Origin of the sequence: Paenibacillus sp. GP183 (genome assembly GCF_900104695.1) — a bacterium.
Classification (GTDB): Bacteria; Bacillota; Bacilli; order Paenibacillales; family NBRC-103111; genus Paenibacillus_AI.
Genome location: NZ_FNSW01000001.1, coordinates 1,634,125 through 1,653,936, shown reverse-complemented (window position 1 = coordinate 1,653,936; position 19,812 = coordinate 1,634,125). Strand labels below are relative to the sequence as shown.

The 19,812-nt window shown below is 46.6% G+C and carries 17 protein-coding genes; 16 read left to right on the top strand and 1 reads right to left on the bottom strand.

Annotated features, from left to right (window positions below; all coding sequences use genetic code 11):
- Positions 1–10: 10 nt before the first annotated feature.
- From BLV33_RS08260 to BLV33_RS08235, 6 genes are all read left to right on the top strand, one after another.
- Positions 11–1,003 (top strand): ABC transporter ATP-binding protein, encoded by a 993-nt coding sequence (locus BLV33_RS08260; RefSeq protein WP_090790003.1) that lies wholly within the window; start codon positions 11–13, stop codon positions 1,001–1,003.
- 29 nt (positions 1,004–1,032) lie between these two features.
- A complete protein-coding gene (locus BLV33_RS08255; RefSeq protein ID WP_090790001.1) occupies positions 1,033–1,221 on the top strand; it encodes a hypothetical protein in 189 nt (62 codons plus the stop codon).
- Position 1,222: 1 nt separating this feature from the next.
- Positions 1,223–2,620: an amidase gene (locus BLV33_RS08250; protein WP_090789999.1), complete on the top strand. Its 1,398-nt coding sequence runs from the start codon at positions 1,223–1,225 to the stop codon at positions 2,618–2,620.
- A 51-nt stretch (positions 2,621–2,671) separates the two neighbouring features.
- Complete coding sequence (locus tag BLV33_RS08245; protein ID WP_090789998.1) at positions 2,672–4,111, top strand: DHA2 family efflux MFS transporter permease subunit; 1,440 nt, start codon at positions 2,672–2,674, stop codon at positions 4,109–4,111.
- Positions 4,112–4,134: 23 nt separating this feature from the next.
- On the top strand, positions 4,135–5,556 hold the full coding sequence (locus BLV33_RS08240) for an amidase (RefSeq protein WP_090789996.1): 1,422 nt from the start codon (positions 4,135–4,137) through the stop codon (positions 5,554–5,556).
- 96 nt (positions 5,557–5,652) lie between these two features.
- Positions 5,653–6,873, top strand: a complete 1,221-nt coding sequence (locus BLV33_RS08235) for an MFS transporter (protein WP_090789994.1) — start codon at positions 5,653–5,655, stop codon at positions 6,871–6,873.
- 61 nt (positions 6,874–6,934) lie between these two features.
- Here the strand turns inward: BLV33_RS08235 and BLV33_RS08230 are convergent, their stop codons facing one another.
- Positions 6,935–7,135 (bottom strand): hypothetical protein, encoded by a 201-nt coding sequence (locus BLV33_RS08230; protein WP_090789992.1) that lies wholly within the window; start codon positions 7,133–7,135, stop codon positions 6,935–6,937.
- Between the two features lie 357 nt (positions 7,136–7,492).
- On the opposite strand from BLV33_RS08230, the gene BLV33_RS08225 reads away from it, so the two are divergent.
- The 10 genes from BLV33_RS08225 to BLV33_RS08180 all read left to right on the top strand — a co-directional run bounded on the left by BLV33_RS08225 (position 7,493) and on the right by BLV33_RS08180 (position 19,808).
- Positions 7,493–8,368 carry a hypothetical protein gene (locus BLV33_RS08225; protein WP_090789990.1) on the top strand — a complete coding sequence of 292 codons (876 nt, stop codon included), beginning with the start codon at positions 7,493–7,495 and terminating at the stop codon, positions 8,366–8,368.
- A gap of 179 nt (positions 8,369–8,547) precedes the next feature.
- Positions 8,548–10,008, top strand: a complete 1,461-nt coding sequence (locus BLV33_RS08220; RefSeq protein ID WP_090789988.1) for an NAD-dependent malic enzyme — start codon at positions 8,548–8,550, stop codon at positions 10,006–10,008.
- Between the two features lie 82 nt (positions 10,009–10,090).
- Positions 10,091–10,855 (top strand): fumarylacetoacetate hydrolase family protein, encoded by a 765-nt coding sequence (locus tag BLV33_RS08215; RefSeq protein WP_090789986.1) that lies wholly within the window; start codon positions 10,091–10,093, stop codon positions 10,853–10,855.
- 45 nt (positions 10,856–10,900) lie between these two features.
- Complete coding sequence (locus BLV33_RS08210; RefSeq protein WP_090789984.1) at positions 10,901–13,084, top strand: malate synthase G; 2,184 nt, start codon at positions 10,901–10,903, stop codon at positions 13,082–13,084.
- Positions 13,085–13,125: 41 nt separating this feature from the next.
- Positions 13,126–13,650 carry a gamma carbonic anhydrase family protein gene (locus BLV33_RS08205; protein WP_253187001.1) on the top strand — a complete coding sequence of 175 codons (525 nt, stop codon included), beginning with the start codon at positions 13,126–13,128 and terminating at the stop codon, positions 13,648–13,650.
- A 39-nt stretch (positions 13,651–13,689) separates the two neighbouring features.
- Positions 13,690–14,880 (top strand): CaiB/BaiF CoA transferase family protein, encoded by a 1,191-nt coding sequence (locus tag BLV33_RS08200; RefSeq protein WP_090789981.1) that lies wholly within the window; start codon positions 13,690–13,692, stop codon positions 14,878–14,880.
- Between the two features lie 27 nt (positions 14,881–14,907).
- Positions 14,908–15,723 (top strand): enoyl-CoA hydratase, encoded by an 816-nt coding sequence (locus BLV33_RS08195; protein WP_216234724.1) that lies wholly within the window; start codon positions 14,908–14,910, stop codon positions 15,721–15,723.
- A gap of 118 nt (positions 15,724–15,841) precedes the next feature.
- Positions 15,842–17,011 (top strand): pyridoxal-phosphate-dependent aminotransferase family protein, encoded by a 1,170-nt coding sequence (locus tag BLV33_RS08190; protein ID WP_090789977.1) that lies wholly within the window; start codon positions 15,842–15,844, stop codon positions 17,009–17,011.
- Between the two features lie 48 nt (positions 17,012–17,059).
- On the top strand, positions 17,060–18,466 hold the full coding sequence (locus BLV33_RS08185) for an FAD-binding oxidoreductase (RefSeq protein WP_090789975.1): 1,407 nt from the start codon (positions 17,060–17,062) through the stop codon (positions 18,464–18,466).
- Between the two features lie 16 nt (positions 18,467–18,482).
- The gene (locus BLV33_RS08180; protein ID WP_090789973.1) at positions 18,483–19,808 is read left to right on the top strand and encodes a (Fe-S)-binding protein; all 1,326 of its coding nucleotides are present in this window, start codon (positions 18,483–18,485) and stop codon (positions 19,806–19,808) included.
- Positions 19,809–19,812: the final 4 nt, after the last annotated feature.

Sequence of the window (19,812 nt, the reverse complement as noted above, 5' to 3'; positions counted from 1 at the left end):
TGAGGTTCCGGTGGACACGATACTGGAAGTTAATTCAGTAAGCAAATCTTTTCCGATCAAGGGATTGTGGGGAAGAACAAAAGGAGTTGTTTCCGCCGTTGATCAAGTATCTCTTATTTTAAAAGAACAAGGAACCTTGGGTATTGTAGGTGAATCCGGATGCGGCAAATCTACATTGGCAAGACTGCTTCTGCGGTTGATTGAGCCCGATTTAGGAGAGGTTCGCTTCCGCGGACAAAATATTTTGGGCCTCAGGGAGTCGGAGATGCAGCATGTCAGGAAAAATATGCAAATGGTTTTCCAAAACCCTTATTCTTCCCTAAATCCGAAAATGACGATTCTGGATAACGTGGCGTTTAACCTGTGGGTAAACGGGGAGTCGAAACAGGAAGCAAGGAAGAGGGCTCATTACTATTTGGATGCTGTCGGCTTGCCCGTATCGTATGCCGGCAGATACCCGAACAGTCTAAGCGGAGGACAAAGGCAGCGGGTGGCGATAGCCAGGGCGTTGGTGCTGGAACCGGATATTCTCATAGCCGATGAAGCTGTCTCTGCGCTGGATAAATCGGTTCAGGCGCAAGTGCTGAATTTGTTTCAGGATTTGAAGAAGGAATTCTCATTGTCCCTTTTGTTTATATCTCACGATCTGAACGTAGTTGAATATATGAGCAACGATGTGATGGTGATGTACTTGGGGACAGTGGTTGAAAAAGGTCCGGCAGACCGGCTCTATTCGAAACCCTATCACCCCTACACGCAGGCTTTAATGAATTCCGCTCCATCCATGGAGGTCGGAATCAATACACTGAATAAACATACTCCGATAAAGGGGGAATTGCCAAGTCCTTTAAATCCTCCGTCAGGATGCCGCTTTCGGACGCGCTGCAATTTTGCCGAGGAGCGCTGCGCGCTGGCGGTGCCCCAAACGATTGAGGTGGGGCCGGATCATCATGTAGCTTGCTTTCTATATGAGACAGGAAATGAAGCAAGAGTAGTTTCATAAATAACTAATAGAGAGGATATGTGAGCACAATGGATGCAAGCACATTGAAAAGTATGACTTTGGAATTAAATGGCCGCACGCTTTACCCGGAGCTTGAAAATTGTCTTCCCCAGTATGCGAAAGATTTGGAAACGATGATCCGGGGTGTTCAGAAGCTCTCCCAAAATTTCACGTTGGACTTGGAACCGGCGCCGGTTTTCAGCCCGGAGAGGAAATAATATGGAAATGAACGGTTTGATGACAATTGCCGAAACCGCCGGATTAATAAAGAACAAACAGCTGTCCCCCGTTGAATTATTCAATTATTTCATGATGCGAATCGAAAAATATGAATCTAAGCTGAACACGTTTATTACCGTCACGGCGGAAGCTGGGAAAATGCTAGCGAAGCAGGCCGAAGAAGAGATTATGGCAGGAAACTATAAAGGAGCGCTGCACGGTATCCCTATCTCATTAAAAGATATTATCGCTTACACAGAATCCCCGATGACGAACGGTTCCAGGATCGATCCGGACTACACGCCTCTATTCAACGCAACCGTAACGGATAAATTGCTGGATGCCGGCGCGGTCATTATGGGGAAAGCCCATTTGAATGAGTATGCTTTTAGAGCGCCTCATCCTCATTACGGCTGGACGAGAAATCCCTGGGATTTGGAACGCATACCCGGCGGATCCAGTTCAGGCTCGGGATCGGCGGTGCAGGCCGCTTTGGTTCTAGCCTCTATCGGCACCGATACCGGAGGCTCAATACGCAATCCCGCAAGCTATTGCGGCGTTGTCGGTTTGAAGCCTACATACGGTCTTGTGAGCCGTCACGGAGTAAGCCCGCTGTCATGGACATTGGACCATATCGGTCCGTTGACCCGTACCTGCGAGGATGCCGCCATCTTACTGCAAGTTATGGCCGGATATGATCAGAAGGATGACAGCTCCCATAACGGTCCGGATTGGGATATGCAGTCGTTCACTAAAAGCGAATCTTTAAAAGGTAAAAAAATAGGAGTTCCAACCACTTATTTCTACGATAACATTGCGCCGGAGGTTGAAGCTTCCGTACGGCAAGCATTGAAGATGATGGAAGAAATGGGTGCGAAAATTATACCTGTAGAAATTGAATCGATAGAGGAGCTGGTAGACGCAAACCGGATTATTTTAAACTCGGAGGCTTATGCGTTTCATCATCGGAATTTGCAGGAACAACCTGCGGGTTACGGTCCGAAGCTTCGCCTTGCGTTTGAATTGGGTCAATATATTCCGGCGGAGGCTTATGTCCACTCCCAGAGGCTTAGAACCAGGATGCGGGATCAGTTCAACGGCATTTTTGAAGAAGTGGATGTGCTGGTAACTCCCACTACGCCGACCGTTGCCAAATTGATTCAACAATTTGAAAATGATCCTGCATTTATCGTACAAAGCATGACTTCAACAGCGAATTTCTTAGGTCTGCCGGCGCTGTCGATACCTTGCGGATTTTCATCCGACGGCTTGCCGATCGGCATGCAGCTGATGGGCCGACCTTTTGGTGAAGGAGAAATTTTATCGATTGGCCATTGCTTTGAACAGCATGCCTCTTTGTATAAAAAGCTTCCGAATGAAGAGATATGGGTAGCTTAGGGGAGCTGTCGCTTCCCCTTTCTTCTTTATTGCAGGAAGGCGGTGATCAACTTGCGTGAAGACCTAATCCAGCCGGCTGCCAATAAATGGGCTATATTAACTTGTGTATTATTAGGTACTTTTACAATCTTTATAAACAACAGCATGTTAAATGTATCGATCCCTTCATTTATGAAGATATTTCATTTAACCGCTGCTGAAGCGCAATGGATTGTGACTGGATTTATGATTCCAATGATGGTCACCATGACTGCTACAGGCTATTTATCGGATGTGCTGGGCCGAAAATCTGTTTATTTGTTAGGTATGCTTTTGTTTTTGACGGGATCGGTCTTAGGAGTCATGGCTTGGAATTTTCATTCAATCGTAGCCTTCCGCGCATTGCAGGGGGTAGGTGCCGGACTTATTATGCCATTAGGAATATCTATAATATTCCAATACTTTCCTGTGAATGAACGGGGACTGGCGACCGGAATTACAGGTATTGCCGGAATGGTTGCTCCAGCAGTAGGTCCGACCCTCGGCGGTTTTATTTTACAATTCAGCTCTTGGCACATGTTGTTTCTGGTGAATATTCCTACAGGGCTCATCTGCATTGCTGCAACCTTATATTTCTTTAAAGGGAATCGGGAACGGCAGAAAGCGCATTTTGACTATTGGGGATTTCTAAGTGTATCCGTTGGAATCATTAGCTTGATTCTGGGAGTAAACCGACTTCCGTATAGTTGGAAGGAGGAAGGAGGAATCACCCTCTTCCTTCTAGGAATTGGTGCGGCCGGATTGCTCGGCTTCATTTGGAATGAGCTTCATACCCGTGTTCCCCTTATCGATCTGCGTATTTTCAAAAATCCTGTTTTTGCTGTCAGCACGGTGATCGCCTCTGTCACGACGGCAAGTATGTTTGCCGGTATGCTGCTCATCCCTCTGCTGCTGCAGGAGGTCTTGCATGACAGTGCCCTGACAACAGGACTTATTCTTTTTCCCCAGGCTTTGATGATGGGGTTGGCGATGACAATAGGCGGACGAATCGTGGACCGTTACGGTCCTCAAGCCATACTGCCAATCGGTCTGGTTATTGTCGCATTGATGTCGTTCGCATTAGGGTTAACGGCAGGCAGAAGCGGCATTTTAATGTTGGTTTTGTTGCTTAGTATTCGCGGTTTGGGCATAGGTTGCATTCATACACCGGCCACAACCGCAGGCTTAAATGCTTTGCCGGGAGAACTAGTTTCGAGAGCGATGTCCATCAATAACGTCGTAGGACAAATTACCGCATCTGTGGCTGTCGTTATATTCTCGATGTTTTTCGAAGCAAGGAGAAGTCTCTATTCCATCCGCATGCCGATAGAAGAGGCGGGAATTTTGGCAGTTCAGCAGTTATTTCTAGGATTGGGAGGCGTTATTTTGTTAGTGCTGCCTGTTGCTATGTTGATGCTTGATAGGAAAAACAAAGTTACGCTGAAGTCCCCTGAAAAAATAGGTCAATTATGAATATATTGAAGGAGCGATGAGAAATGAGTCTCATGCAAAAATCGATTAAAGAATTGGCGCCATTAATTCGAAAGAAGGAAATCTCGCCAGTTGAATTGGTGGAGCAATGTTTGCAGCGAATTGAGGAAACCGAGCCGTCTATTAACGCATACATCACCGTGCTTGCCGACAAGGCGATGGCGGACGCTGTGGCAGCGGAACAAGAGATCATGAATGGCGAATACAGAGGACTGCTCCATGGAATTCCTTATTCGGCGAAAGATCTTTTTACGACAAAAGGGATCAAGACGACGGGCGGGTCGAAAATTTTAGCGGAGTACGTTCCGGATTACGATTCGACTGCCGTTAAGCGTTTGAGCGAAGCGGGCGCAATCCTTGTAGGTAAAAATAACTTGCATGAGTTTGCTTTCGGAGGCACTAACGAAAACGAACATTACGGCCCGACAAGAAATCCTTGGAACTTGGAAATGATTCCCGGCGGTTCAAGCGGCGGATCCGGGGCTTCGGTGGCCGCGGCAAGTTCAATATTTTCCCTAGGCACCGACACCGGCGGATCCATTCGTGGACCGGCTGCATTGTGCGGTATTGTCGGCATAAAAGCTACTTATGGAAGGGTCAGCAGGCACGGTGTGCTTCCTTTAAGCTCATCGCTTGATCATGCCGGTCCGATGACGAAAACGACCTGGGATGCTGCGGCTGTGCTTTCCGTAATAGCGGGATATGACGCGAAAGATGCGTCCTCCTCCCCGAAAGAAGTGCCTAATTATTTGGCAGCTTTGGAAGATGGAGACCGTCTTCCGTTAAAAGGCAAAAAAGTGGGGATTTGCAAGGAATACTATTTTGAAAATTTAGATCCTGAAATTGAGAAGTCTGTTTGGCAAGCCATCAGCCTGCTTGAGGAGCTCGGCGCAAAAGTCATTGAGGTCAACATTCCTTCCTTAGCGGAGGCAGCAAGTTTACAAGGGCTGATTTCAAATGTGGAAGCTTATGCGTATCATTCGGCGTACTTGAAAGATCGTTATGGCGAATACGGCGCGAACGTTCGTGAACGGCTGGAAAAGGGGCAATTTATTCCTGCCTGGGCTTATGTCGAAGCTCAGCGCTTGCGGCAGCATTACAAGAAAGAGTGGGCCGATGTTTATCAAACAATCGACCTTCTGGCAGCACCGACTACGGCGCTACCTGCTTACCCGATAGGCGTGGAAACCATTTTACATGGGGGAAAGGAAATAAATCCGCGTGAACTCGGCATAGCGGGCAGAACCTCTCCAAGCAATTTCAATGGGTATCCGTCCATTTCCGTACCCTGCGGGTTTACTGCGTCCGGATTGCCGATCGGCTTGCAAATTCAAGGCAGAGCCTTCGATGAGGTACAGGTATTTCAAGCGGCTTACGCCTACGAGCAAGCTAGTTCCATGGTGGGAGCAAATCGGTTAGTTGTATAAAAAGCGGATGATGTCGTGAAGATCAACTTGGCCAGAGCTTGTTGAGTCAGTGCCGGAATCGGGTTATATGCTTTCGAGAGCTGGTGAAGGTAAGTTATGATCCTCTTTACTTTGTTAGTTATGAACGCGTTGTACGGTTTCGGTATGTTCAGCACACGTCCGATCATTCCCATTTATGCTGAATCCATTGGCATTCCGTTTGCGCTCATCGGGCTGCTCGTGTCGTCTTACTCTTTTTTATCCATGCTGATGGCGGTTCGGGCTGGCCGATGGGTTGATCGTGTCGGTTCCAAAAGAATGGTGTTTCTAGGGGGAAGCGGGCTGCTGCTCGCTTTTCTTTTGCCGCTGTTTTCGTTCCGATTGCCCCTATTATTTTTGTCTCAATTGATCTTTGGTTTTTCGCAGCTTCTTGTCATTCTTTCGATACAAAAAACAGTAGGGAATCTTCCGGGAAACCGGGATAAATTGATTACAGCCCACAGCCTGTCGGCTGCCTTTGGAGATATGCTCGGTCCGCTGGTGAGCGGCTTTACATTCGCTCATTACGGCTTTGGCTTTTCCTTTGGCCTTGCCGCCGCTACAACATTGGCTGCATTGATCTTAGGGTGCCTGCTTAAATCTCATCACTGGCGGGTGGGCGCTTCGAACATGCAGGAAGCTTATCCCTACTCGGGCTCTACGTGGACATTACTTAAACATGTGAATTTAAGAAAATCATTGATTATTAGCGGAGTGGGATTGTACTCGAAAGAATTAATCGTAGCGTATTTTCCGCTTTACGGGATGAAAATAGGCATGTCCGTAAGCGAAATCGGGATCATCCTGTCTATTTCCGCAATGATGACCATTGCTGTGAGGTTCATCCAATATCAAATCGTACAAAAATTCGGCAGAACTCAAGTGATGACTGCTGCTTTGTTTTTTAGTGCCGTGGCATTTTTGCTCATCGCATGGACCCAAATACCGGTCATTTTGGCGATAATTATCGCTTTAATGGGCGCCGGTCTCGGAATTGTCCAACCGTTAAGTATCGTGTATGCGCTCAATTACACATCGGCGGATCGCCACGGCGAAGTGCTTGGCATCCGGCTTTCCATCAATCGGATTCTTCAGTTTGCGGCACCCATCATTTTTGGTGGAGCTGGCGGATATTTTGGATTGCAGTTCATTTTTGTCGCCAATGGCATCATTATGATGACAGGAGCTTACTTCACGCGAATTCCCCCCTCGGTTGAACACACATTACCGGCGGAAGATCCGCTCCACCTAAGCTCCGATGAGGGGACCGAGAGTCAAACGGTGAGGCGCAGTGTTTGAAAATAAATTCCAATGAATTTAGAATCAACAAAAACGGAGTTATGTGGGTTCGCAGATCCGTTTACTTAAATTTTTGTATTTCATTATCATTAATACTTACCATAAATTTATGGTAATATTCTGTGCGTGTTACTAATGCCTTTAGACTATTCAGCACCTCAACAGCTTCTTCTAGATATTCTTCATCACCAAACATTTTGTAAAGCATCATGTAGTCATTATATTCATCTAGCCATTCGCTATGGTCAAAAGAAAAAATCATATTAATCACTCCTTAGCTTAATCTTATAATGGTTACATGAAATTAACATGAAAGTAGATAACAACTAGTCATGCCTGTGATGAGCATAAATGAAGACCCACATATTATTTGAATGTGGGTCTCTTTGTGTCTGGACATAATTACGAAAATAAGCAAATGGGCCTTTTTTGTTTGTTTAGCAAAGTTTAAATATTACTTCCAACATTTGGATTCACCTTTTTTCATGCTACTTTCAGAAATCATATTTACACTAAATCTAGGCACACAAGACTTCCGCGGAGTCGATTACTGCAAGCCTATCGTTTGAGAGCAAAATCTGTAAGATAAAAAACTAGAAGATAAGGTGGAATGATATCTGTGAAATCGATTAATAAGAAAATCGTTGTAGGCACGATAGCAGCAAGTTTGTTATTGGGAGGTGGCATGGTTGTAATGCCACATAATCAGGCATTCGCAGCAGATATGGGAACTTCTGCAGCAATCAAGAAATTAACGGCAGCAGACAATCAGAATCAAAACGACCAAACTACGGCACAAGGGCATAGACCTGTAAATAAAGCAAAAAAGGCTAAGACAAGTGATTCGTCAAATTCGGGAACTACAACTACTGAAAACACGACAAATACGTCAGCAATCAATCAAAATCAAAACGACCAAGTTGCTGCCCCAGTTCAAGCGCCCGTAATTGAAGCTAAAAAGGGTAATATCCATGATGCGTCAAACGCGGGAACTACTACCGAAAACACGACAAATACGTCAGCAAATAATCAAAATCAAAACAACCAAGCTGCTGCCCCAGTTCAAGGACCAGTAAATGAAGCTAAAAAGGGTAATACCAATGATGCGTCAAATGCGGGAACTACTACTAACGAAACGCCAGCAATCAATCAAAATCAAAACAACCAAGTTGCTGCCCCAGTTCAAGCACCCGTAAACGACGTTAAAAATGGTAATACCAATGATGCGTCAAATGCGGGAACTTCTCCCGAAAACACGACAAATACAACAGCAAACAATCAAAATCAAAGCAACCAAGCTGCGGCACATGGGCATGGACCTGTAAAGCATGCTGCTAAGAAGGGTAATACCAATGATACGTCAAATGCGGGAACTTCTTCCGAAAACACGACAAATACGACAGCAAATAATCAAAATCAAAACGACCAAGCTGCCGCCCCAGTTCAAGCACCCGTAAACGATGCTCAAATGAACAACTCAAATGTTGCTCAATAACTATAAATGACAAATAGTAATCAAAATTATTAAATTTCTAAGAGAAGGAGCTGCTGCCGCAGCTCCTTTTTTTCTTATTGACACTAATGGATAACTATGGGATCATGAAAAGTAAGCATTATTTTGAACTTAGTTCAATATAATGAACATCTTGAACAATGATTAAAGGAGGAATTTGAATGTCGATAAGCACGAGTATGATTTTTCGGGTTGAAATTGATAACGCGAAAATTACTTTTGGGGAGATTGCCACTGCTGTGAACGGAGCCGGCGGCGATGTCGTTGCTGTTGATATAATCCGAGCAGGTAAAGATGTAAGCATTCGCGATATCACGGTACAATTGAATGTAGACATGCATCAACAAGTTATAGATAAGGTCCAATCGCTTCAGGGAACTCGTATTATTCATGTGTCTGACAGTACGTTTCTTGCCCATCTAGGCGGGAAAATCCAAGTCATGCCCAAGTCGCCGATTAAAAATCGGGAGGATTTATCCCGGGTGTATACACCTGGAGTGGCTCGGGTTTGTATGGCCATACATGAGGATCCGAGCAAAGCTTTTACATTGACCGTGAAGCGCAATACGGTCGCGATCGTTACGGATGGTACAGCCGTTTTGGGTCTTGGGGATATTGGTCCTGAAGCCGCTATGCCAGTAATGGAAGGAAAAGCAATGCTTTTTAAACAATTTGCCGATGTGGATGCGTTTCCGATTTGTCTGCAGACTAAGGATGTAGACGAAATTGTGCGTATTGTTAAGGCGATATCACCTACTTTCGGTGGGATTAACCTGGAGGACATCAGCTCCCCCCGTTGTTTTGAGATTGAACGAAGATTGCAAGACGAATTAAACATTCCTGTCTTTCATGATGATCAGCACGGTACGGCTGTTGTGATATTGGCAGGACTATTTAATGCGCTTCGGCTCGTCGGAAAATCGGTATCCAACATCCGAGTCGTGGTTTGCGGCGTCGGAGCAGCTGGAGCTGCCTGCATTGAAATGCTTTTAGCAGCAGGGGTACGCAATCTAATCGCAGTTGACCGCTGCGGCGCGCTGGTTCCGGGGGTCGATTACAATCATCCGACCCTAAACCGGATTGCAGCTGTCACCAACTCAGAGAGAAAGCAAGGCAAGCTAGGTGACGTGATTGTGGGAGCTGACGTGTTTATTGGTGTATCAGGTCCTGGTGTTCTCACAACAGTTGATATTAAACAAATGGCTCAAGACCCGATTGTGTTTGCCATGGCGAACCCCGAGCCTGAGATTGACCCTGAAATTGCGGAGCCGCTAGTCCGTGTGTTGGCCACAGGGCGAAGTGACTATCCGAACCAAATTAACAACGTTCTTTGCTTTCCCGGTATGTTCCGAGGGGCACTGGACTGTCGTGCATCACGGGTTAATGAGGAGATGAAATTGGCGGCAGCAAGAGCCATTGCCTCCATCGTTACTGAGGAAGAGCTTAATGAGCAGTACATTATTCCAAGTATTTTTAATGAAAAGGTTGTTCTGCGAGTGCGCGATGCGGTCATAGAAGCGGCACTTAAAACCGGCGTGGCTAAACGGATTCCGCCAGAATTTCAATCTCACGAACCGCATGGAACCATAAATATTGTTGAAGATAGTATGATTTTGCACTAATACAGTGCTTTTTATGATAAGATATTTTTGAATAAAAAATGAACGATGTTCATAATATTGAACAAGAAGGGCGGCGTATTTTATGAAGTTGGCTCGGTTTAATCTTACTAATGATTCTGTAACCCGCAGCGGTATTGTTGAAGAGAAAGTTGTAAGGGAATTTACTGGAGACTTATTTGGCTCCCGCACTCTTACCGGTAATACCTTCCCTTTGGAAAATGTGCGATTCTTAGTTCCGCTTATACCTGGAAACATCATCGGAATTGGCAAAAATTTTGTTGATGAAAGCATGGAAAAACCGCCTGTTCCTGAAATGCCGATCTTGTTTTTTAAACCGTCGACCACTGTAGTCGGTCCTGGTGACAAAGTGCTGCTCCCCCGCGGAACGGAGGCAATCAAGTTTGAATCGGAGCTTGCTGTCATCATAGGGAAAACAGTGAAAGACATTGAACCCGGCCAAGTGGACGAGATCATCTTCGGTTATACCGTTGCCAATGATTTCGGCGCTTTTAATTATTTTCACCCGGAAGGACACTGGACGATTGGCAAAGCGTTCGATACATTCTGTCCTCTAGGTCCGGTGATTGAAACTGAATTTGATTATCGGTCAGCACGGATTCAAGCATATGTGAACGATAAGGCCAAGCAAGATGCCTTGATGGAACGAATTATTACACCGATAGACGTAATGATATCCTACATCAGCAAATTTATGACTCTTATGCCGGGGGATGTCATCCTGACAGGAACGCCAGCCGGAGCGGATATGGTGCGTGATGGGGATCTTGTTGATTGTTATATTGAAGGGATAGGGCACCTGCGAAACCCTGTCAGCGCTTCTAACTAATATAAGCCTATCCATTTTTAGACTAATTTTTGGAGGCAGATAGCCATGGAACAATATGTGAAAGCAGGAAATCTACAAGTTTCTCCGGTACTTTATCAGTTTATTAATTCGGAAGCCCTCCCCGGGAGCGGATTGAACAGCGAACGGTTCTGGTCTGATTTCGGTACCTTGATAGACGACTTAGCTCCCAAAAACAAAGAATTATTAGCCAAGAGAGATGAATTGCAACAATTAATAAATGAATGGCACAAGGAAAATGATGGTCATTTTGAATTCGAAGCTTATAAAAATTTCCTGCAAAAAATTGGTTACTTAGAGACTCAGGTTGAGGATTTTCAGATTACCACCCAAGGGGTAGATGATGAAATTGCTATGCAAGCCGGCCCGCAGTTAGTAGTTCCGGTGAATAATGCCCGTTATGCGCTTAATGCGGCCAACGCTCGCTGGGGAAGCCTATACGACGCTCTGTATGGAACGGATACAATCGATGATGAAGGAGGAGCTGCCCATTCAGCTGAATACAATCCGATCCGCGGCGAGAAAGTTATTGCATATGCCAGGAATTTTCTGGATCAATCAGCGCCATTAATAGCATTCTCACATAAAGATGCAGCACGATATTCGATTGTGGGTGGTCAATTGTCCGTTTCTCTTAGCAATGGACAAACAACGGGGCTCAAAGATGCCGCAAATCTTATAGCTTTCCAGGGCCAGCCTGAAGATCCAACCGCTATCTTGCTAAAAAATAACGGTCTTCATTTTGAAATCCAGCTTGACCGTAATCATCCTATTGGAAATATGGATCAAGCGGGTATGAAGGATATTCTCATGGAAGCGGCGCTCACGACGATCATTGATTGTGAAGATTCTGTCGCAGCAGTGGATGCCGAGGATAAAGTATTGGTTTACAGGAACTGGTTGGGCCTTATGAAAGGGACGTTGTCTGCTGCCTTCCAGAAAGGAAATAAATCCGTTAGACGGACACTGAATCCAGACCGAATATACACGTCTCTAAGCGGTGAGGAGTTTAGTTTGCCCGGACGCTCACTGCTGTTTGTTCGTAACGTTGGTCATTTGATGACCATCGATGCGATACTGGATCAGAATGGACAGGAAATTCCGGAAGGGATTCTGGATGCTGTTGTGACCAGCCTAATTGCGAAACACGATTTACTGCGAAACAGCCCATATTGCAATTCTTCCGCAGGTTCCATATATATTGTTAAGCCGAAAATGCACGGATCCGAAGAAGCGGCTTTTGCAAATGAACTATTTAATAGAGTTGAAGATATGCTCGGACTAGAACGTAATACACTTAAAATCGGTGTTATGGATGAGGAACGTCGAACTTCTTTAAATTTGAAAGCTAGTATTCGTGCAGTTAAGGAACGCATTGCCTTTATCAATACGGGATTCTTGGACCGTACAGGTGACGAGATGCACACTTCTATGGAAGCGGGCCCTGTGATTAGAAAGAATAACATGAAGTCATCAACATGGTTACAAGCCTATGAAAAGTCGAACGTTAGCATAGGCCTGGCTTGTGGTTTGCAAGGCCGCGCTCAGATAGGCAAAGGGATGTGGGCCATGCCCGACCTGATGAAGGAAATGATGAAACAAAAAATCGGTCAACTGGAAGCAGGCTGTAATACCGCATGGGTGCCTTCGCCTACAGCTGCTACATTGCACGCACTCCATTATCATCAAGTTGATGTAAAAGTAATTCAAAATCATTTAAAAGAAACGATTAAGGATTTCCGTGATGATATTCTAGACATTCCAGTTGCCAAGAACCCGGAATGGAACCATGAAGAAATCCAGCAGGAGCTGGACAATAATGCACAAGGGATATTAGGTTATGTGGTTCGATGGGTAGAGCAGGGGATTGGCTGCTCCAAAGTGCCGGACATTAATAATGTTGGACTTATGGAAGACCGTGCTACCCTTCGCATTTCCAGTCAACATATGGCAAACTGGCTGCACCATGGTATTTGTACTGAGGAGCAGATCGTAGAAACCATGAAGCGCATGGCAAAAATAGTGGATGAGCAAAATGCAGGCGACCCCGCTTACCGTCCTATGGCTGTTAACTTTGATAGCTCTGTAGCATTTCAAGCCGCTTGCGAATTGGTTTTTAAAGGATATGAACAACCAAGCGGTTATACGGAGCCGATTTTGCATCGTCGACGTAAAGAATTCAAAGCTAAAGTGACAGCCCAGAAGGCATAATTTGCTCCGCACCTGCATTGCAAATGAAGGGGAGATGCATTGTGATTTATTCGATTAATGAAATCAAGCCATGTTTGGACTCCTCGACATATATCGCTCCAGGAGTTCAATTGATCGGCGAAGTTACAATCGGAGCGGAATCCAGTGTTTGGTTCAACTCGGTGATAAGGGGAGACAATGCACTAATCCGTATTGGAGATAGAACCAATATCCAAGACGGATGCACGCTGCATGTTGACCCTGAAAAACCACTGATTATCGGTAATCGTGTATCCGTAGGACATAATGCAATCCTGCATGGCTGTACCATTGGCGATGGCGCATTAATTGGAATGGGAGCCATCGTTATGAATGGTGCAGAGATCGGTGAGCAGTCCCTTGTGGCTGCAGGATCCCTGATTCCGGAAGGCAAAAAGATCCCTGCAAGGTCCCTGGTGATGGGTAGTCCCGGTAAGATTGTCAGGGAACTGACCGAGAATGATTTGGCCAAAATTGTAAACACATCCGATCATTATGTGCAGCAGAGCAGGCGGTATATTGCTGCAAATATCGTTTTCGAGAAATAAGAAAGCGCTTACTTCTCATTTTAGGGGGGGAAACCAAATATGGCATTATTAGAAGGAGTAAGGGTACTGGATATTTCACAAATTATGGCCGGACCTTATTGTACGATGGTGCTTGGAGATTTGGGCGCCGAGATTATCAAAGTGGAAAAGCTGGATGGTGGTGATGATTCCCGCCAGATGGGGCCTTTCGTGAACGGGGAATCCACCTGTTTCTTTCAAATTAACCGCAATAAAAAAGGAATTGTCCTCGATATTAAAAATGAAACAGGCAGAGAGCTGTTCTACGAACTAGCCAAAACTGCGGATATCATCGTTGAAAACTTCCGGCCTGGAGTAACAAAATCGCTAAAAGTCGACTACGAAACGATTAAGAGATTAAATCCTGGAATCATTTATTGTTCAATCTCCGGGTACGGTCAAACCGGACCTTATTCGCATAAGGGCGGCTTTGACCTTGTGGCTCAGGGAATGTCCGGGTTAATGAGCATGACGGGCGAACCCGGCGGAAGGCCTTTAAAGTCGGGAATTGCCGTATATGATATTGGTGCCGGTATTACCGCGCTTTACTCGATTTTGGCAGCGTATATTTACAAACAAAGAACCGGCGAAGGACAACATGTCGACGTATCCTTGGCCGAATGCGGGTTACCTTGGTTTACTTGGGAAGCGGCAGCTTTTTTTTCAAACGGAACCGTTCCAGGCCCGACAGGCTGGCGTCATAGAGTTTCGGCTCCCTATCAGGCTTTAAAGACGAGAAACGGATATATCATGTTAGGCTGCGCGAATCAGCGAACCTGGGAGAAATTATGCCAAGAGGTCATCGGTAAACCGGAATGGCTAGAGGATCCGCGATTTAAAACCAATTCAGACCGCGGGGTCAATGTCGAAACTCTTGAGGCTTTGCTGGAGGAAGTATTTCAAACGGAAGACAGGGCACATTGGCTCCAAAAGTGCGAGGCTGCTGGAGTACCTGCCGGCCCGATCAACAACTTCAACGATGTCGTGCAGGATCCGCATTATTTAGAGCGGGGGATGATTGAGGAGATTGAGCACCCTGTTATTGGAAAAATGAAGATGTTCGGAATCCCCACCAAATTTTCGGCAGCACCGGGTCAAATCAAGATGCCCGCCCCATTGTTCGGCCAACATACGGATGAAGTATTAAGCAGCACGATAGGGCTTACAGAAGAGCAGTTAACTGAATTGCGCAGCCAGGCTGTCATTAAATAACCTTGAATGCCCAGGAGGGAGTTACCTGTGTCTAATCCAAGTTCTAAAGCATCTAACGCACGTGAAGAAGGTGCCGTACTGCTGGAACAAACGGGTCCGATCGCACAGCTGCTGTTGTCAAGACCTTCCTCCCTCAACGCTTTGACATGGACCATGTACGAACAATTGGAAGCTCATTTAAACAAGCTGGCGGAAGATGCATCGATTCGCGTTATCGTTATACGGGGTGACGGCGATGCCTTTGCAGCTGGTACCGATATTTGCCAGTTCAAAGGGTTTACCGGGCAAGATGGTATCCAATATGAGCGTAGGATCGATCGAATAATCCACCTCTTGGAAAACATGCCGATACCGGTAATCGCAGCTATTCATGGTTACGCTGTTGGAGGCGGGCTCCTTATCGCGGCAGCCTGCGATTTGCGCTATGCGACTCCGGCTGCCAAATTTGGAGCTCCGATGGCACGAACGCTGGGCAATTGCCTTAGTCTTGACAGCTATCGGCGGATCGTTCGGGAAATCGGTGCCATGCGAACGAAAGAGATGTTGTTTACATCTCGGTTGTTTTCGGCCGACGAGGCTTTGCAAGCTGGTTTTTTGACTTCCTTATTTGATCAAGCAGAATTTTTGCATAAAGTGATGGAGGTCGCGCAGCAAATCAGTCGAAATGCGCCGTTAACGATTAAGGCGTCGAAGGAAGCTCTTCGGCGCCTGAAACAAGCCGACCAAAATCATTTATCGGCAGAACAGTTCGATGATGTGATCGCTCTGGTTTACGGCAGCGAGGATTTCGCAGAAGGCGTCAGCGCCTATATCGAGAAACGCAAGCCGAACTGGCACCTGTAATGATGGGCGGGAAGAGAAAAAACGATTGACCTCTTCCAGAATTTGCAATATAATTATCACATGATATTGAACATGGTTCATTATAATGAAACTATACATTTCCAAGGAGAGTGGCTCTATGTTCTCGGAAAAAATGGATTTGCGTCTGCCTGGGCCCGTACAGGTTCCGCGGGAAATTCAGAGGGCGATCCTACGTTCATTCGATCATCCGATGATGGATTACCGGAATGAGGAGCATCAGGAAATTTTGAAGGAAGCGGCCGAAGCGGCCAAAAAAGTGTTTCAAACGAAAAACGACGTCTATATCCTGTGCGGAAGCGGTGCTTCGGCACTGGAAACGGCGATGGTGAATCTGGTCGGTCCATCGGATACGATCCTCATTTGTGTAATCGGTTACTTTGGCGATTATTTGGTCGATATTGCTGAACATATCGGTGTAAACGTCATTCGTGTGGATGCTCCCTGGGGAGAAATCGTTGACCCGAGAGATGTCAAAAAAGCATTGGAGCAGCATCCTGAAATCAAAGCCGTTTTTGCGACCCATTGCGAAACGTCTACGGGAGCGATCAATAACATTAAGGAGTTAGGCTCCATCGTCAGGCAGTTCGATGCCGTTTTTGTCGCGGATGCGGTCAGCTCTATCGTCGGAACTCCTTTGTATATGGATGACTGGGGAATCGATATAGTGGCTACAGGCGGCCAAAAGGCACTTATGCTGCCGCCAGGAAACGCATTGGTAGCCGTGAGTGATAAAGCATGGGGTGTTATTGACAACCATAAATGTCCGTCATTTTATTTGGATTTGAAAAAGTACAGAGAACTGCTTCCGAAAGGACATACGCCGTACACACCCAACATTGCCTTGGTGAACGGTTTGCTTGAATCTTGCAGAATGATTGAGCGGGGGGGAGGAATAGAAGCAGCTTACAAACGTCATGCCTGCTTGCGCGATATGACAAGATCGGGAGTCCGCGCCCTGGGATTGGAACTTCTGGTCGATGATTCTGCGGCCAGTCCGACTCTCACCTCGGTAGTATTCGATCGGATGGACTCCGACTCGCTGCGCAAATTAATGCGGGAGCAATTCCATGTTGCTGTAGGCGGCGGCTTAGGGAAACAGAAAGGGAAACTGCTTCGTCTAGGACATATGGGATATACAGATGCCGCTGACATCTTGAAAATGTTTGCCGCATTGGAGCTGGGACTTACGAAGGTGGGCTTTAACGTTCAGCTTGGAGCGGGAGTATCCGCAGCCCAGAAGTACTGGCTGGAAAACCCTTACTGTTAACCGATTCTGCGAAATCATTGCTCTGGAGACAAGCGGACTGGGGGTCGTATGAGCGGGAATCTTATTTTTAAATTGCAGCAAATATTGGGCCAAGACCGTGTGCTGACAAGCAAAACCGATATGATGACCTATTCTTACGACGCTTCTTTCGCTACTCAATTGGAACCGAAGGAACCGGAAATTGTCGTCATTGTCGAATCGACAGAAGAAGTGAGCGCTTGTACAAAATTGGCGAATGAATATCGTATTCCTCTTTATCCTAGGGGAGCGGGAACCGCTCAGACCGGTGGACCGGTTCCTGTTTTGGGAGGAATTGTGATGGATTTATCCAAAATGAACCGAATTCTGGAGATTGATCACTCGAATATGCAGGTCACGGTCGAGCCGGGTGTTGTGCAGGCTAATCTGAATGACGCTCTTAAGAAATATGGAATCTTCTTTCCGCCCGACCCGGGCAGCGCGAAAATGTGCACAATAGGCGGCATGGTTGCCAATAATTCAAGCGGACTGCGGGCAGTCAAGTACGGGAATACCCGTTTTTATGTGCTTGGTCTGGAAGTCGTGCTGCCGACAGGCGACGTCATTGTCACAGGGGGCGTAAAATCAAAGGCGCTGAAATCGGTTTCAGGTTATGATCTCGCTCACCTGATGATCGGTTCGGAAGGGACTCTGGGCATTATTACGCGGTTGCGGCTAAAAGTTCTTCCCCTCCCGCCTTCCCGTGGAATCATCCTCTGCTCCTTCCGGCAGCTTGAACTTGCGGGCGAAGCGGTCAACCATATTTTTCGTTCGGGGATCATGCCTTCCGCATTGGAAATCATGGACCAACAATGTACGAAAGCGGCAAATCTGATGCGGCCGGAGCTTGCTTTGCCCGAAAATGAGGCTCTGCTCGTGATCGAAGTGGATGGCGGTAAGGCTGAGGTGTCCTCCCAAGTCGCAAGGGTAACTGAGGTTGTTGGTGCATATACCGACTATGTGAAATTCAGCGACAGCCCTGAAGAATGCCAGAAGTTGTGGCAAGCCAGACAAATCGTCGGTGCGGCGACAGGGCGTTTAAAGCCGGGTGGATTTCGTGTATACGGAGGAGAGGATATTTGCGTCCCGTTATCCAGATTGCCTGAAGCGCTGCGGACCATTCACGAGATCGCTAGGTCGTATCAAATCGTATGCGCCATTTACGGGCACATCGGCGACGGCAATTTGCACACATCGCCTGTGATCAATTTAAAAGACCAAACGGAGGTGGAGAACGCCAAGAAAATGATTGAGGATATTCACCGAATGGCGATCGAGATGGAAGGAACAACAACAGCAGAGCATGGCGTAGGATTTGTCAGAGCTCCGTATATGGAAATTGAACACGGCCCAGCGTTTCAAGTCATGTGCGCCATCAAAAAAACATTGGATCCCAACAATATTTTAAATCCTGGCAAAATGGCGCTGCCAATCTGAGCGGGAGAACCGGACTATGAAAATGTTAAGTACGGAAGAAGCCATGTATTCTTGTGTCCGCTGCGGGGCTTGCCGCGATGTTTGCCCTACGCTGGATATTACCGGCAAGGAAGCGGACGGACCCAGAGGTCGCGTCTATATGGCGCGAAGCGTAATAGAGGGTGTGATCCCGAGCAACAAAGAAATCGAAATGCAATTGGACCGCTGTCTTCTTTGTTCCGCATGTGTTGACGCATGCCCGATGGACGTTCCGATTCCTGATATTGTCATGCTTGCCAAGGAGAAATTGAAGGAAACCCAATCGTACCCTCCGCACATAAAACTTCTTCGCAATTTCTTCTTTGATAGTCTGCTTCCCTATCCAAAAAGGCTTCGAACCTTGGGTACACTTCTATGGCTTTACCAAAAGTCCGGCTTGCGGAAAATAACGCAAGGACTTGGAATTCTTAAGCTTTTCCCGGAATCGCTGAGGCAAATGGAAGCGGTTATGCCGGATATAACGGCACCTGCAGAACGCAAGCCCCGTCCCGTTTGGACTGAGTCGCGGGGAAGCGGCGAAGATGCTGCACGTTCTCAGCTTAGTGCTGGCATGTTTGTCGGATGCATCATGGACGTCATGTTCCGTAAGACGAATGACCATTCGATTCAATTGCTGTCCAAGACCGGATACGATGTCATAACGCCGGATCGACAGGTATGTTGCGGGGCTCTTCATAGGCATAACGGTAAGAAAGAATCAGCCATGGAGCTCGCTAGGAGAAATATTGCGGCGTTCGAACAAAGTGGTGCGGATTTCATTGTAACTAATGCAGGCGGATGCGGAGCTATGTTAAAAGAATACGGGGAGCTCCTTAGAGACGATCCGGACTGGCGCCACCCGGCCGAAAGCTTTAGCGACAAGATTCGGGATATCAGCGAAGTGCTTGATCCAAATGAAATGGATGCCGTTGGGAACGGGGAAAGGATTACTTATCAGCCTTCTTGCCATCTCCAGTATGTCATGAGCGTTAAGGACGCCCCGAAGAAGCTGTTGAAAGGCGTGACGAATGCAGAATTTACGGAGCTGCCTGAAGCCAAGTTATGCTGCGGTTCTGCAGGCATTTATAATTTGCTTCAACCAGAGCTTGCTTCGGATATTTTGGATAAAAAAATGAACCATGTCCAAGCCATTCGGCCGGACATTATTATTACGGCTAACCCAGGCTGTCTGCTGCAAATGAACATCGGCATACAAAGAGCGGGGCTCCAGGGCAAAGTTAAAGCGATGCATATTGTTGACTATTTGACGGAAACGATGGAAAGGGCACAGAAAGAAGGCGTCAAATCTTCAATTTCGAGATAATGTA